The organism is Psychromonas marina (genome assembly GCF_030161115.1).
GTDB lineage: Bacteria > Pseudomonadota > Gammaproteobacteria > Enterobacterales > Psychromonadaceae > Psychromonas > Psychromonas marina.
Map to the genome: position 1 here is coordinate 651,437 of NZ_BSPQ01000002.1, position 16,248 is coordinate 667,684.

At 41.4% G+C, this 16,248-nt stretch carries 10 protein-coding genes; 6 read left to right on the forward strand and 4 right to left on the reverse strand.

Features of this window, described 5'->3' with window-relative positions; all coding sequences use genetic code 11:
* The 6 genes from sdhA (at position 1) to sucD (ending at position 8,843) form a co-directional block, all read left to right on the forward strand.
* Entirely contained in the window at positions 1–1,767 is a 1,767-nt protein-coding gene (gene sdhA, locus QQK09_RS07135; RefSeq protein ID WP_284203424.1) for a succinate dehydrogenase flavoprotein subunit, read from the forward strand.
* A gap of 14 nt (positions 1,768–1,781) precedes the next feature.
* The gene (locus tag QQK09_RS07140; protein WP_284203425.1) at positions 1,782–2,495 is read left to right on the forward strand and encodes a succinate dehydrogenase iron-sulfur subunit; all 714 of its coding nucleotides are present in this window, start codon (positions 1,782–1,784) and stop codon (positions 2,493–2,495) included.
* Positions 2,496–2,651: 156 nt separating this feature from the next.
* On the forward strand, positions 2,652–5,459 hold the full coding sequence (locus QQK09_RS07145) for a 2-oxoglutarate dehydrogenase E1 component (RefSeq protein ID WP_284203426.1): 2,808 nt from the start codon (positions 2,652–2,654) through the stop codon (positions 5,457–5,459).
* A gap of 42 nt (positions 5,460–5,501) precedes the next feature.
* On the forward strand, positions 5,502–6,665 hold the full coding sequence (gene odhB / locus QQK09_RS07150) for a 2-oxoglutarate dehydrogenase complex dihydrolipoyllysine-residue succinyltransferase (RefSeq protein ID WP_284203427.1): 1,164 nt from the start codon (positions 5,502–5,504) through the stop codon (positions 6,663–6,665).
* A 139-nt stretch (positions 6,666–6,804) separates the two neighbouring features.
* On the forward strand, positions 6,805–7,971 hold the full coding sequence (gene sucC, locus QQK09_RS07155; RefSeq protein WP_284203428.1) for an ADP-forming succinate--CoA ligase subunit beta: 1,167 nt from the start codon (positions 6,805–6,807) through the stop codon (positions 7,969–7,971).
* Complete coding sequence (gene sucD, locus QQK09_RS07160; RefSeq protein ID WP_284203429.1) at positions 7,971–8,843, forward strand: succinate--CoA ligase subunit alpha; 873 nt, start codon at positions 7,971–7,973, stop codon at positions 8,841–8,843. Before sucC ends, sucD begins: the two co-directional genes overlap by 1 nt.
* Before the next feature lie 256 nt (positions 8,844–9,099).
* Here sucD and QQK09_RS07165 read toward each other — a convergent pair whose 3' ends face one another.
* The 4 genes from QQK09_RS07165 to QQK09_RS07180 all read right to left on the reverse strand — a co-directional run bounded on the left by QQK09_RS07165 (position 9,100) and on the right by QQK09_RS07180 (position 16,235).
* Positions 9,100–9,432: a DUF2149 domain-containing protein gene (locus QQK09_RS07165; RefSeq protein WP_284203430.1), complete on the reverse strand. Its 333-nt coding sequence runs from the start codon at positions 9,430–9,432 to the stop codon at positions 9,100–9,102.
* 9 nt (positions 9,433–9,441) lie between these two features.
* Positions 9,442–9,990 carry a MotA/TolQ/ExbB proton channel family protein gene (locus tag QQK09_RS07170; protein WP_284203431.1) on the reverse strand — a complete coding sequence of 183 codons (549 nt, stop codon included), beginning with the start codon at positions 9,988–9,990 and terminating at the stop codon, positions 9,442–9,444.
* Positions 9,991–10,068: 78 nt separating this feature from the next.
* A complete protein-coding gene (locus tag QQK09_RS07175) occupies positions 10,069–14,724 on the reverse strand; it encodes a cobaltochelatase subunit CobN (protein ID WP_284203432.1) in 4,656 nt (1,551 codons plus the stop codon).
* Positions 14,725–14,771: 47 nt separating this feature from the next.
* On the reverse strand, positions 14,772–16,235 hold the full coding sequence (locus QQK09_RS07180) for a cobyrinic acid a,c-diamide synthase CobB (RefSeq protein ID WP_284203433.1): 1,464 nt from the start codon (positions 16,233–16,235) through the stop codon (positions 14,772–14,774).
* Between the last annotated feature and the right edge of the window lie 13 nt (positions 16,236–16,248).

Here is a 16,248-nt window from a genome sequence, read left to right on the forward strand (position 1 = left end):
GTGAGTTTACCTATTCGTGAGTTTGATGCGATTGTAATTGGTGCAGGTGGTGCAGGTATGCGTGCTGCTTTATCTATTTCGCAAGAAGGAAAAAGTTGTGCGTTGATTACTAAAGTATTTCCAACGCGCTCGCATACGGTTTCTGCTCAAGGTGGTATTACCGTTGCATTGGGTAATTCACATGCCGATAACTGGCAGTGGCACATGTATGACACGGTCAAAGGTTCTGATTATATCGGTGACCAAGACGCGATTGAGTATATGTGTAAAGAGGGACCCGATGCGGTTCGTGAGCTAGAAAATATGGGACTACCATTTTCTCGTTTCGAAGATGGTTCTGTTTACCAACGCCCGTTTGGTGGTCAGTCTAAAGAATTTGGTGGTGAGCAAGCTTCACGTACTGCGGCAGCTGCCGATCGTACTGGGCATGCTTTATTACATACGCTTTATCAGCAGAATATTAAAAACAAAACTACTATTTTTTCTGAGTGGTATGCACTTGATTTAGTTAAAAATGATGATGGTGATGTTGTTGGTTGTACTGCAATAGACATTGAAACTGGTGAAGTGGTGATGTTTAAAGCACAGGCAACAGTACTAGCAACAGGTGGCTCTGGTCGTATTTATGCATCAACAACTAACGCACACATTAATACTGGCGATGGTGTTGGTATGGCATTACGTGCAGGTGTACCCGTACAGGATATGGAAATGTGGCAATTCCATCCAACGGGGATAGCAGGTGCGGGTGTATTAGTAACAGAAGGGTGTCGTGGTGAAGGTGGTTATCTATTAAATAAAGATGGCGAACGTTTCATGGAACGTTATGCACCTAACGCGAAAGATCTAGCAGGTCGTGATGTTGTTGCACGTTCTATCATGATTGAAATTCGTGAAGGTCGTGGTTGTGAAGGTCCTTGGGGCACACACATCAAGCTGAAACTAGATCACTTAGGTGAAGAGTTGTTGGAATCGAAACTGCCGGGTATTTGTGAACTATCACGTACCTTTGCGCATGTGGATCCTGTAAAAGAGCCAATCCCAATTATTCCTACTTGTCATTATATGATGGGTGGTGTGCCAGCTAATGTTAACGGTCAAGTATTACGCGTTGATGAAGATGGCAAAGATGTAGAAGTGAAAGGCTTATTTGCAGTGGGCGAAATCGCTTGTGTATCTGTTCATGGTGCAAATCGTTTAGGGGGTAATTCACTCCTTGATTTAGTGGTATTTGGTCGTGCAGCAGGTAAACACTTAGGGCAAGTATTAACCAAAGAAAATACACTTAAAGAACCAACGCAAGAGAACATTGATGCTGCGCTGACGCGTCTAAATCGTTGGGAAAAAGGTAATGGCACAGAATGCCCGAACCAAATCCGTAAAGATTTACAACAATGTATGCAAAATAATTTCTCAGTATTCCGTGACGGTGCGGCGATGGCTGAAGGCCTTGCTGAACTGGATAAACTTCGTGAGCGTCTTAATAACGCGAAACTAAGTGATAAGAGTAGTGAGTTTAATACCGACAGAATCGAATGTTTAGAGTTAGATAATCTGATGGAAACTGCCTTTGCAACTGCAAAAGCGGCTAACTTCCGAACTGAAAGTCGTGGCGCACATAGTCGCTTTGATTTCCCAGATCGTGATGATGCAAATTGGTTACACCATAGTTTATACAACCCATTAACAGAAAGCATGAGTAAACGTGACGTGAATATGGCGCCAGTGCTACGTGAAGCTTTCCCACCTAAAGCACGTGTTTACTAGAAGGTTTTTAAGTTATGAATGTTAATTTTTCAGTTTATCGTTATAACCCAGACGTTGATAAAGCGCCTTATATGCAGGATCTGTCATTAGATGTGCCGGAAGGATCGGACATGATGGTGCTTGATGCGCTTATCCAACTTAAAGAGAAAGATGCTTCACTTTCATTCCGACGTTCATGTCGTGAAGGTGTTTGTGGCTCTGATGGCTTAAATATCAATGGTAAGAATGGTTTAGCGTGTATTACACCTTTATCTGACCTACTATCTAAGGGTAAAATAATAATACGCCCGTTACCTGGATTACCGGTTGTGCGCGATCTTGTTATCGATATGACACAATTTTATACTCAGTATGAAAAAATTAAGCCATTTTTAATTACTGATGATCGCAAGCCGCCGGCTGGTGAATTCAAGCAATCTCCTGAAGAGCGCGAAAAATTAGATGGATTATATGAGTGTATTTTATGTGCTTGTTGTTCAACTTCTTGTCCCTCTTTTTGGTGGAACCCTGAAAAATTCATCGGGCCAGCAGGATTGTTAGCAGCTTATCGTTTCTTAATTGATAGCCGTGATAGTGCGACAGAAGAACGCTTGTCTAATTTAGACGATGCATTTAGTGTTTTTCGTTGCCATGGCATCATGAACTGTGTCAGTGTTTGTCCTAAGGGATTAAACCCGACTAAAGCGATTGGTAAAATCAAATCGATGCTGTTACAACGCGCAATATAATTTATATGATTCAGTGCGTTAGCCTTATGGCTGATTTCAAGTAAAAGTGATTAAGTCCTGTTCTACAAGAACCATTTTTTCTTTAAAATCAGCCAATATGGTTGAACGTTTAACCACTATGTATAGAAAATAAAATATGAAGTTTAAGGAATGTTAATGCCAAACAATGTGATGAAAACATGGTTAGCCTCATCTCATCTTTCCGGGGCAAATTCTACCTATATCGAAGATCTGTATGAATCCTACCTAGAAGACCCTATTTCTGTTGATGCCAATTGGCGCAACGTGTTTGATGAATTACCTAAAGTGAGTGATCAGCCCGAAGAAGCCCATTCAGTTATCCGTGAGCAGATGAAATATGCTGCAAAAGCACCCAAATGTTTCACACCACCTACTGGTGCGGTTCATAATGATGCTAAACAAGTTAAAGTATTGCAACTGATCGGAGCTTACCGTAATCGTGGTCATGAGGTTGCAGCGCTGGATCCACTCGGCTTAGCGAAAACCGAAACGATCACTGAGCTTGACCCTTTTTACCATGAGTTAGAAGGTGCTGATTTAGACGCGAGTTTCAATGTTGGTTCATATGCAGCCTCTAATGAAACGATGGTATTACGTGATCTAGTTGCCTCACTAAAACGCACCTATTGTGGTTCGTTAGGTGCTGAGTACATGCATATCACTAATACGGATGAGAAACGTTGGTTACAAAATCGTATCGAGTCTTGTGAAAGCAAACCCTCATTTAGTGAAGAAGCCAAACATCGTTTTCTTGAAGAGTTAACTGCTGCAGAGGGCTTAGAGCGTTATATCGGTTCTAAATTCCCTGGTGCAAAACGTTTCTCATTAGAGGGGGGGGATTCATTTGTACTGATGCTTAAAGAGTTGATTCGTCGTGCTGGCGAACAGGGCGCTCAAGAAGTGGTACTTGGTATGGCCCATCGTGGTCGCCTTAACGTGTTGGTTAACGTGTTAGGTAAAAAACCAACGGATCTATTTAATGAGTTTGCTGGTAAGCACTCTGCACATGAAGGTTCAAGTGACGTTAAATACCACCAAGGTTTTAGTAGTGACTTTAAAACGCCAAAGGGCAATGTGCATCTTTCGTTAGCGTTTAACCCATCTCATCTAGAGATCGTTAATCCTGTGGTACTCGGTTCGGTACGTGCACGTCAAGAACGCCTAAACGGTATTGGTGAAAGTGTATTACCAATTACGGTACATGGTGACTCTGCAATAGCGGGTCAAGGCGTGGTGCAAGAAACCTTTAATATGTCACAAGCACGTGCATTTAAAGTGAGTGGTACAGTACGTATTGTTATCAACAATCAGATTGGTTTTACTACCTCAAATCCTGAAGATACACGCTCAACACGTAATTGTACTGATATTGCTAAAATGGTGCAGGCACCGATTTTCCATGTCAATGGAGACGATCCTGAAGCAGTTATTTTAGCAACACAAATTGCACTTGATTTCCGTAACACCTTCAAGCGTGATGTTGTTATCGACTTGGTTTGTTACCGTCGTCACGGACATAACGAAGCCGATGAGCCGAATGCAACACAACCTGTGATGTATCAAAAAATCAAAAAACATGAAACAACACGTGAGCAGTACGCAACTCAACTTGAAGATGAAGGGGTTATTGCGAAAGGTTATGGTAAACAACTTGTTTCAGATTACCGTGATGCGCTTGATAATGGCGAGTGTGTGGTGAAAGAGTGGCAATCGATGCAACATCAAAGTGTTGATTGGACGCCATATCTAAAACATGATTGGAATACACCTTACGAAGCACAGTTTTCTCGTGACCGTCTTGGTGAGTTAGGTGAAGTCATCAGCCATTACCCTGAAGACCATGCACAACATTCACGTGTTAAGAAAATTTATAACGATCGTGAGTTAATGGCTCGTGGTGAAAAACTATGTGATTGGGGCTTTGCAGAAAACCTCGCTTATGCAACGCTGCTTGATGCTAAATATAACATCCGTTTAGTCGGACAAGATTCCGGCCGTGGTACGTTCTTCCATCGTCATGCTGTTTTACATGAACAAACAGAGGGCAGGACTTATCTGCCTTTACAAAATATCTCTGATGACCAAGGTCACTTTGATGTCTACGATTCTGTGTTATCAGAATGTGCAGTATTAGCCTTTGAATATGGTTATTCAACGGCAGCACCGAAAGGGCTTTGTATTTGGGAAGCGCAATTTGGTGATTTCGCCAATGGCGCACAGGTTGTATTTGATCAATTCTTATCATCTGGTGAGCAAAAGTGGGGCCGTATGTGTGGTCTAACGGTAATGCTGCCGCATGGTTATGAAGGTCAAGGTCCTGAGCATTCATCAGCACGTTTAGAGCGATACTTACAGCTTTGTGCTGAGCATAATATGCAAGTATGTATCCCTTCTACACCGGCACAGGTTTATCACATGTTACGCCGTCAGGTTGTTCGTGCGATGCGCCGTCCATTAATCGTTATGTCACCTAAATCACTATTACGTCATCCTCTTGCTGTTTCTAGTTTAGAAGAGCTAGCCAATGGCACATTCCAAAATGCCATTGATGAGATTGATACATTAGATAATAGCGCGGTTGACCGTGTCGTACTTTGTAGCGGTAAAGTTTACTACGAACTACTTGCTAAACGCCGTAGTGAAGAACTAAATAATGTAGCTATTGTTCGTATTGAACAATTATATCCTTTCCCAACCAATGAGTTAGGTGATATTTTAGAACAGTATTGTAATGCAAAAGACGTAGTTTGGTGTCAAGAAGAACCACAAAACCAAGGTGCTTGGTACTGTAGTCAACATCACTTTAGAGGTGTGCTGCCAAATAATGCAAAACTGCATTATGCCGGTCGTGATGCATCTGCATCAACTGCTGTTGGTTATATCTCTCTACATATTAAACAGCAGAAAGCGCTAGTTAATGATGCTTTAGGCTTAGAAGAATAGAAACTAATTTAATAAAAAGACTTTTACCGTAGGACACACATTATGATTGATATTTTAGTACCAGAACTACCAGAATCAGTTGCTGATGCAACAGTAGCAACATGGCAAAAACAAGCAGGCGATTTCGTTGAACGTGATGAAGTATTGGTTGAAATCGAAACTGATAAAGTAGTATTGGAAGTGCCTGCAACGGCATCTGGTATTTTACAAGAGATTATTGAAGATGAAGGTGCAACTGTACTTTCTAAACAGCTTCTTGGTCGCTTAAAAGAGGGTGATGCTCCTGCTGAAAAACCAGCTGAAGTCGTTGTTGAAGAAGAATCTGGTGCTGCAGATGCTAGCCCATCTGTACGCCGCTTAATGTTAGAAGAGGGTATTAAAGCTTCTGAAATTAAAGGTTCGGGCAAAGGTGGCATGATCACACGTGAAGATGTTGATAAATTCCGTGAATCTAAAAACAAAGCTGAAACACCAGCGCAGGTTGATATTGTTGCTGCCGTTGCTGCACGTAGTGATAAACGTGTGCCGATGACTCGTCTACGTAAGCGTGTTGCAGAGCGTCTATTAGAGGCTAAAAACTCAACAGCGATGCTAACTACATTTAACGAAGTAAACATGAAACCAATCATGGACCTTCGTAAGCAATACCAAGAAGTATTTGAGAAAAAACATGGCATCCGTTTAGGTTTCATGTCGTTTTACATCAAAGCAGTAACAGAAGCGCTAAAACGTTACCCTGAAGTAAATGCTGCCATTGATGGTACTGATATTGTTTACCACAACTTCTTTGATATCAGCATTGCTGTATCAACACCACGCGGACTGGTAACACCAGTACTTCGTGATACAGATACGTTAAGTGTTGCTGAGATTGAAAAAGGGATTCGTGAATTAGCGATTAAAGGTCGTGATGGCAAGCTAACAGTTGACGAAATGATGGGCGGAAACTTTACCGTGACTAACGGTGGTGTATTTGGTTCATTACTTTCAACGCCGATTATTAACCCTCCACAGGCTGCGATATTGGGCATGCACAAAATCCAAGATCGTCCTATGGCGATTGACGGAAAAGTAGAAATTTTACCGATGATGTATTTGGCACTGTCTTATGATCATCGTTTGATTGATGGTAAAGAATCAGTTGGGTTCTTAGTCACAATTAAAGAACTTCTTGAAGATCCAACACGTCTTTTATTAGACGTTTAATGATCTAGAACAAAAAGCGTGAGCGATTATTCATTTATATAAACTTTAGATGGAAATCGCTTTGCGCTTTAGTACTATTGTATTACTTGGTCGGCCGCAGAGGTGGCTGTTAGTTTAACTCAACATATGGATAAGAATCATGAATTTGCATGAATATCAGGCAAAGCAGTTGTTCACAGAATACGGTCTTCCTGTTCCACAGGGGTTCGCATGTGACAGTGCAGAGGAAGCAGTAAATGCAGCATCGGCATTAGGTGGCGAAAGATGGGTTATCAAATGTCAAGTACATGCAGGTGGTCGTGGTAAAGCAGGTGGTGTTGAGCTAGTTAAAACTAAAGATGGTTTACGTGATTTTGCACATAAGTGGTTAGGTAAAAACCTAGTTACTTACCAAACAGATGCAAATGGACAACCGGTTAACAAATTATTAGTAGAGAGCTGTAGCGATATCGCTAACGAGCTATATTTAGGTGCGGTTATCGACCGTGCATCTCAGCGTGTTACTTTCATGGCATCAACAGAAGGTGGTGTTGAGATTGAGAAAGTGGCTGAAGAAACACCTGAGTTAATTCATACTGCAATCATCGACCCATTGGTTGGCGCACAAGCGTACCAAGGTCGTGAATTAGCATTCAAATTAGGACTTTCTGGTAAGCAGATTGGCCAATTTACAAAAATCTTCCTAGGTCTTGCGACTATTTTCCAAGAGAAAGATTTAGCACTATTAGAGATTAACCCATTAGTGGTAACTGCACAGGACGACCTAATCTGTCTTGACGGTAAAATCTCAATTGATTCAAATGCAATGTACCGTCAACAAGATCTTCATGCGATTAACGATACAACGCAAGATGACGAACGTGAAATGCACGCAGCACAGTGGGAACTTAACTATGTAGCACTTGATGGTAACATCGGCTGTATGGTTAACGGCGCAGGCCTTGCAATGGGGACAATGGATATCGTGCACCTGCACGGTGGTAACCCAGCTAACTTCTTGGATGTTGGCGGCGGTGCAACAAAAGAGCGTGTAACGGAAGCATTTAAAATCATTCTTTCTGACGATAAAGTTGAAGCTGTTTTAGTGAACATCTTCGGTGGTATCGTACGTTGTGATTTAATTGCTGAAGGTGTTATCGGCGCGGTTGAAGAGGTAGGTGTTTCTGTTCCTGTTATCGTTCGTTTAGAAGGTAATAACGCAGAGCTTGGGCGTAAGCTTCTTGCTGATTCTGGTTTAAATATTATTGCAGCAACATCCCTAACAGATGCGGCTGAGCAGTCTGTGAAAGCGGTAGGTGGCAAATAATGAGCATTTTAATTAATAAAGATACAAAAGTAATTTGTCAGGGCTTTACTGGTGGTCAAGGTACTTTCCATTCAGAACAAGCGCTTGAGTACGGTACACAAATGGTCGGTGGTGTATCACCGGGTAAAGGCGGTCAAGTTCACCTAGGTCTTCCTGTATTTAATACGGTACGTGATGCAGTAGAAGCTACAGGTGCAACAGCATCTGTTATCTATGTACCAGCACCATTTTGTAAAGATGCGATTTTAGAAGCGATTGATGCGGGTATTAAACTGATTGTGACAATCACTGAAGGTATTCCAACGTTAGATCTTGTTGAAGTTAAAGTAAAACTTGATCAACAAGGCGTGGTAATGATCGGTCCTAACTGTCCGGGTGTTATTACACCAGATGAATGTAAAATTGGTATTATGCCAGGTCACATTCATCAGAAAGGCCGTGTTGGTATTGTTTCTCGTTCTGGTACGTTAACGTACGAAGCGGTTAAGCAAACAACCGATGAAGGTTTTGGTCAATCAACCTGTGTTGGTATCGGTGGCGATCCAATTCCTGGTTCAAGTTTTATCGATATTCTTAAACTCTTCCAAGAAGACCCAGAGACTGAAGCGATTGTAATGATCGGTGAAATCGGTGGTACTGCTGAAGAAGAAGCTGCTGCGTTTATTAAAGCAAATGTAACTAAACCTGTTGTTTCTTACATTGCGGGTGTTACAGCTCCTGCTGGTAAGCGTATGGGCCATGCTGGTGCAATTATCGCTGGCGGTAAAGGTACTGCTGAAGATAAATTCAAAGCACTTGAAGATGCAGGCGTAAAAACGACTAAATCTTTAGCTGATATTGGTAAAGCGTTACGTGAAGTAACGGGTTGGTAGACTTTTAGATAGCGGTCAGTTTTTAGCTGTCAGCTTTCAGTAAACCACAAATTAGAGCCTCGCATTTAGCGGGGCTTTTTTGTGGCCTTTATAATAGCTTCGAGCTTCGAGTAGCTAGCTGCGAACCTCATTGCTCATAGCTCATAGCTCGTTACTCATTACTCGTCGTTCGTAACTCATTGCTCGTCGTTCGTAATTCATTGCTCGTCGCTCGTCGCTCGTTACTCATTGCTTGTCGCTCGTTACTCGACGCTCATCAGTCATTGCTTATCAAAATCAACTTCCCTGTTTCAGGATCACGATAGACTTGCCCCATAGATTGATAACCCGACTGGCTTTGTATTTTCTTCTGTAAGGTTTCTGGAGGTGCTGATAACTCTTTACCAACTGAAGTCACTGTCTGCATGTTCGTCGGCAGTTTTTGTTGAGTATTAATATCGAAGTGTTTTTCTAAGTCAGGGCTGACGGCCACTAATGCCGCAATTAAACCACATGAAAACACTAGCATGATGTCAACCAGATTTGCTAAGGGCCCTAACGGCTCTGCTTCAGGGCTATCAAACTGACTACTGCGCCATTCATCATTCATTGGGTTATCCTACTTATTCACGTTTAAGTTATTATTTACACTATTTTTAGTCGTGTTTGTTGTAATCGAAATAATGGCACTGTCGCTATTTATATCATTATTCTGCAATTTTTTGGCTCTTGTAATGGTTACAATAGCTATCGCATTATCATACCAACGGCGACGTACACGACCCAATACGAAACCAATGATACCTGCCAATAACCCGATAATTGTGGTATCAAAAGCGACCGTCATTGCTGTTGTCAAAATACTAATATCACCAGTGCCTAATGCTGATAAACCTGGCCCTAAAGGGATTAGCGTACCCATTAAACCAAGCATGGGGGCAATGCGTGTAATAAAATCAGCTCGTTCAATACGCTTTTTCCCCTGCTCCATTAGGTGCTGTTTATGTAGCCCTTTTACGAGGGTAGGGATCACCGAAAATCGTTCAGCAAATGCGAGCCCAATTTCATAAATACCGAGCCCAACAAAAAATAGTAATCCCCATACAACCGGCTGTAATAGGTATGAGGTGATAAGGTGCATTAAATCTAACGAAAAAGAAAACATCATAATAAATTTTCCAAATAAAACAGTTATTGAAAAAGGGCGATAATCGATTAGATTAACGCCCTGTAATTAAGCTGGTTATCAATCTAGCTTTTTAAGCTTTCGATGCGCATGTAGATAACCCAATAGCATTAACAAAAATACGCCAATAACGAGTCCCAGCAGTAAAGGGCGATTAGATTCACCTGTTTGCTTTTCATTATTCTGCGTATCGTTATTTTCGTTCGCGTTATTTTCAATGGGGTTAGCTTGTTCAGCAGTGTTATCCAAGACGCCTGCAGTTATCTCTTGAATGTGCTGATAATTCACTGCTTGCTCTGAATTATCTTGTTCAGGTGTATGCTTTGCTGTTGCTAACACCTCACTCAACTGCTGTTCTAATTGTGCGGTTAATAGTGGTTTGATATAAGCATAGATTGGGTGATTTGCATGAGTGTGGCCACTACCTGGTATACCATGTTCAACAATGTTGTTAGCAAATTGTTCCGCAATCTGTTGTTGGGTTTGTTGGTCTGCTTGCCAAAATCCTTTTTCAATAGCGACTAACATGATTGCTAAAATATTACTTTGCACGTGTACATTATGTTGCTCTTGTAAAAAATCGTTTAGTCCAATCTGTAACGAATCATCGATATAGACGGCTTTAAGATCTTCCCATACCCAGTCATGAATAATCTCTGGGCTGGTTGCTTGCCAGCCCCATAAATTTTCAATAAATTCACTGCCCATGGTACGAGCGCCTGCATAACCTTGGTTCATTAAAGGCTCTATCCATTGTCGATTTAAGAATCTACCACGCAGCTCAGATAACAAAGCGGTTTGTAGTGGTTCAATAGATAAATTACTGTTATTGGCATGTGATATTACAAAGCTGTTTGGTTGTTCACCATTCACTGTTTCGATTGCTAGATTCAAACCACCTAAATAATCATAAGCATCATTATTATCAATCAAGCCATAGAGGTTACTTGCACGTCCCAAATAAGTGCTATTTACTTTACCTAATTGCTGGCGAAAGAGAGCACTAACATTATTTCCGTTAGTGAATTCAGTACCTTCAACGCCATAAGCATGGCTCATGCGTTTGATATAAGCTTCACCTAATTGTTTGCGCTCGTGCCAAGCTCCTGAACGCTCTGCTAATCGGTTAACACCCGCGCCATATGCGCCTGGTGCTGTGCCGAAAATTCGATAACTCGCCTGACGACCTAACTGTGATGCCGATAATGAAGGGTCTAAGCGTAATAACGCTTGTGCCTCAAGTAACCAGTTGCTGGCAACCATATTATTGCTTATCGGTTCATCTAAAAGATGTGTTTGTGCGCTTAACAAGTTTTCGATTGGCTCAAGCGCAGCAGTTAATGCACTGCGCAGTGCCGGGTGTTTTTGTTCAATATCTTGCTTACTCGCCGCTAATGCGAGTAAAACAGATTTGTCTAACCATGCTAGTTGCTGTGCATATAAGTCTCTGAATAAACCTGATGTAGTGAAAACAATATCGCGTCGTTTATCACGTTGTTCATCTAACTCAACAAGTTGCAGTGATTTTAGTATGCCACGCTGGTTCCATATCGGTTTAACACCTAGCATATCCATCCCGAACGCTATCATCGCGCCTTCATCACGAACCGCATCTGATGCCCATAAAATTACCGCTTCTTTATGTGTGCTGTCGGTGAGAGGGTTTTCTTGTCTCGCTTTTGTAGCCAGTTGTTGACCTGTTTCAAAGCCTAATTTAGAAGGAATTAAACTGCCATCAAGTGCATAAAAATTTCTGCCCGTTGGTAATGAAGCTGGCGTTCTAACAGGATCGTTACCTTTACCTGGTGCAATGAATCCACCATTTAAAGCATTAAACAATGCTTTCATTTCAGCAGAAGGTGACGCGATTAAATCTGATTCAATTTGTTCACGTTGTATTTCGCTTAATGATGTTTCACCTTTGATAATCGAGTTAAGCATGGTGCTTACAGCATCATTTTCCCAATCTTGTCCAAATACATGTAAACCCAGTGGCATAAAGTCTTCTTGTAAATGCGTGAGATAATGTCCTACCTCATGTAATAAAAAGTGGTCATCTACTTCTCCAAATCCAATTCCACGTACTTGTAGCTCTTCATGCATGCTTGCAACAAGCTCATCTTGTAAATTCAATACTTCTATTTTATGGCGTAATGCTTTGATCGCTTTTTTTCTTGTATCCTCATTCATCGCCGCTTCAGCACTTTCAATCAACTGTCTTAATTGCAATAAACCATCATAAAGTTCCGTGGTTGCAAGCGGGGGCGTAAGGTGGTCAATCATGACTGCTTGTCCACGACGTTTTGCTTGAATTCCTTCACCAACACCATCAACAATGTATGGGTAAATACTTGGAATATGCTCAATGATAAGAGATGGATAATCACTTGCTGACAGACCAACTGCACGTTTTGGTAAAAACTCATAGGTTGAATGGCGGCCTAAATGAATAATAGCCTGTGCTTGAAACACATCGCGGAGATGATAATAAAAAGCTAAGTATTGGTGTGGTGGTGGGAAGGTCATATTTGCGTGTAATAATTCCTCGTTAATTTCCCAGCCTCTTGGTGGCTGTGGTCCTAAGAAAACATTACCAAACAGCACACCAGGCAACAAAATTTCATTGTTCCATACCATGGTTTTACCCGGTGCATTACCCCAACCACGGATGCCTTCGATATTCATCGCTATGATTGCGTCTTTTAGCTGTTCAGCTTCAAGCCAAAGCGACTTATTGGTCGTTTTTTTATCTCGCTGTTGTTGAACAAGTTGTTGATAGTTATCAGTTAACTGGTCAAGTAAATCAAGCGTGCGTGAACGGCCTTTATGTGCGACACCATCAAGCGCGTGATGCAAATCAGAGGACGTAGACGCAATCGTATTGAGTAGCTGTTTTAATACGTTATTACGCTCAACTAATGAGATGTTCGCCAATAAAGTATTACCTTCACCGTGCAAGTATGAATCAATGTTGGCATGTAAGTGTCCTAGTGGGCCATTGACCATTTCAGCCTTTATACTCGCGGGTAATTGTTCGAAGTACTGCTGATATTGATCCTCAGACATTTTATTAATCAGTGGCGACATCTCTTTTAGTGCCCCTGCATCTTGCGGCAAATTAACCGCTTTTTGCTGTAAAATATCTAATAATTGTTCAGCAGATGTTGGAAATTCGTCATCAGGGCCAAGGTCATATCCCTTCGCTTTCATGTTCAACAATATATGCCAAAGCGATTGCTGTACATTAAGGTTATCGGCGCCAATGTTATGTCTGCCAGGAGGGTGGTTGTAATATACAATGGCGACTTTTTTATCTGAATTTTGTGTTGTTTTTAACGCTAACCAAGCATTGACTCTATCGCGTAAGCGCTTCACTTCTTTGGGCTGAACTTGGCTAAGGGTTAAACTAGCACCCGTCTTGTCATCAATCTGTTGTTTTGATGCAAGTGCTAAAATATGTGGTTGTGAAATGCCTTGTAATTCAGGCATGGCAACACGGTAATGCACGCTATCACTCGGTAAACCCTGTGCCGATAATTGATATTCAGGCTGACTAAGCTCGGTGACTCTAATACCTTTAAATATTGGTACGTTGAGTGTTTTAAAGCTATCGGTTACGGCTTCACGGCTATCTCCGCCACCAATTACAAAGTCTTGTAATGCAATGATTGCAAACGCTTGTTGACGTTGTTGCAGGTCTAGCTTTGTTATCACATCTACTGCTTGCTCGCTCGCTTTACCCCAACCTGCCAATACTGAGACACATTGCCATTGTTCTTCACAAAGTTGCTGATGAAGTTGCCACTGACCCGGTTGATCACCAGTATCGTGGTCGATGATAAATACAATCGGTTTTAGTTGATTGTTAGCGCTTTCGTTAGTGTTTAGAGCATTAATTTTATCTGATAATTCAGCGGCGCTGATCAAAGACTGTTGCCAATAAAAACGAATTGGCTGTAATAGCTGTATTGCTGGCGCTTTTTCAAAACCATTGAAATGGCCAGATTTAGCGTCATGGTCGCTAGTGATACTTAACCACTCGAATAAACGGCTAATATTTTCTTTTCCTCTATTTTGCCAATAACCTCTCACTTGTAACCATTGTGCGTAACTAGGCCACTGTGCCTGCTTACTTTTAAGGGCTTGTAGATAATCACTCTTATCAAGTGCAACCATTAATTCAGCTGCTTGTGAATTGTCTAAACGGTTAAAGTTAGCCAATAAAAAGTCTTGATGTAGCGACATGAGACGCCTATCTGAACTAACGATAAGCCTTGTTTGTAAGGCAGGCGTCTGCGTTAAATCTAAGCTTAAAAGACGGTCAACCGTTTCACCAAATACACCCGCAATTAATAAGGTCTGATGCTGGTTAATTAACCTTTGTAATTGGTTATTTGAAAGTTGATTAACTTGGCTGACATTACGAATATTAATCGTCACTTTGTTCGCATCAACCTCTGCGTTATCTATATACTGGCGAGCACCTGCAACCATCGATGGTGCAGAGCGGTCTGACACGATCACTAAAGTATTAGGCAGTTTTGTATCGGTTACTAATGCACTTGCCAGAGATGCTTGTAGCATTAAGCTTAAAAAAGCAATGACGCGAAATATATCCGATTTTGAGGACTGAGAAACACACCTTAAGGCACCCTTTAGCACTTGTTTGGGGGTGAGAAAAGAGACTGATAATAATTGATGATATAACTTATTCATGAATAACCTGTTAGTTTGATAAGACCGAGATAAATGTGGTAGGTCTTTTAAATATTGTGATTTGTAGATGCTGCCTTCTGGAACAGCTTAATAGCTAACGCTGGATTGCTTGGTAAATACCAATGCATGTAAGAAGCAATAATATTGCCATGTTGGTAAACATATTCTCCTAAACGTTGTGATGGGAAATGGCGTGCTTGGCTGACTGGAGTAAGCGAAATTTTCGCGCTTGAATAATGAAAGCTATGACCACGCATTATAATTTCATTATTATTATTATCATGTCCATCGTTTGTTGTTGAAGAACCAAAGCAGGGCAGTGAGGCAGATTGTGACCCAATCGCAGTAAGACGTTTATTCATGACTGCTGTGCCGGGTAATAGTCCTACCATCTCAAATTGCTGCTGATTAAAGTCAGTTAAGTGTTCGAGTAAATAAAGCATGCCACCACATTCTGCAATGATAGGTTTGTTGCTTTGGGCAAAGGTTCTGATAGCGCTAATAAAGGCAACATTGTTAGACAGTTGTTGTGCATATAGCTCCGGGTAACCACCTGGTAAATAAAGTGCATCACACTCAGGTAATACGGTGTCATTAAGCGCAGAGCAATATAAAATAGTTGCACCTGCTTGCTCTAAAAATTCAATATTAGCGGCGTAAATGAAATTAAAAGCTTGGTCTTTAACGATCGCGATTCGCGTATTGGCTAATGCCTTTTCGTTGGTGGTTGGCGTTTCATCGTTAAGATTAAGTAAACCATCATTGTCTACCTTTGCCTCTGTATAAAACTCAACGCTAGGGGGCAAGTTAACCAGCTTAGTTTTTGCTATATAAGCGGCAGCTGTATCTAATTGACTATCAATCTCTTGAAGTTCTTGAGCTTGTACCAACCCAAGGTGACGCTCTGGTAATGTGATCGCTGCTTCATTAGGAAGTCGTCCAAATAAAGTAAATTGCGAGTCTAAGCTGGCTTCAAGTATTTCTATGTGTCTATCGCTGGAAACCTTGTTGGCGATGACACCTGCAAAGGGCAAATTTTGTTTATATTTGGCTAAACCAAAGGTAACTGCGGCAAAGGTTTGCGCCATTGCAGCTGCATCAATTACAGCCAATACAGGAATATTAAAGTAGGTGGCAATATCTGCACTACTTGGCGTTCCGTCAAATAACCCCATTACTCCTTCGATAAGGATCAGGTCAGCGCTTTGAGCTGCTTGATACAATAATTCTCTGCACTGTTTTTTACCAACGATCCATAAATCAAGTTGGTATACTAATTCGCCACTGGCTTGCTGAAGAATCATCGGGTCAATAAAATCTGGGCCCACTTTAAAAACCGTGACCTTTTTACCTTGATTACGATGATATCGAGCTAGGGCAGCGGTGACTGTGGTTTTTCCTGAGCCAGAGGAAGGGGCTGAAATAACTAATGCAGGACATAAAATACCACTGCCTTCAGGGTGAGTAACTGAATCATTTAATAACACATTATCTGCATTGTTTATGTTCATAAGAAATGCCTTT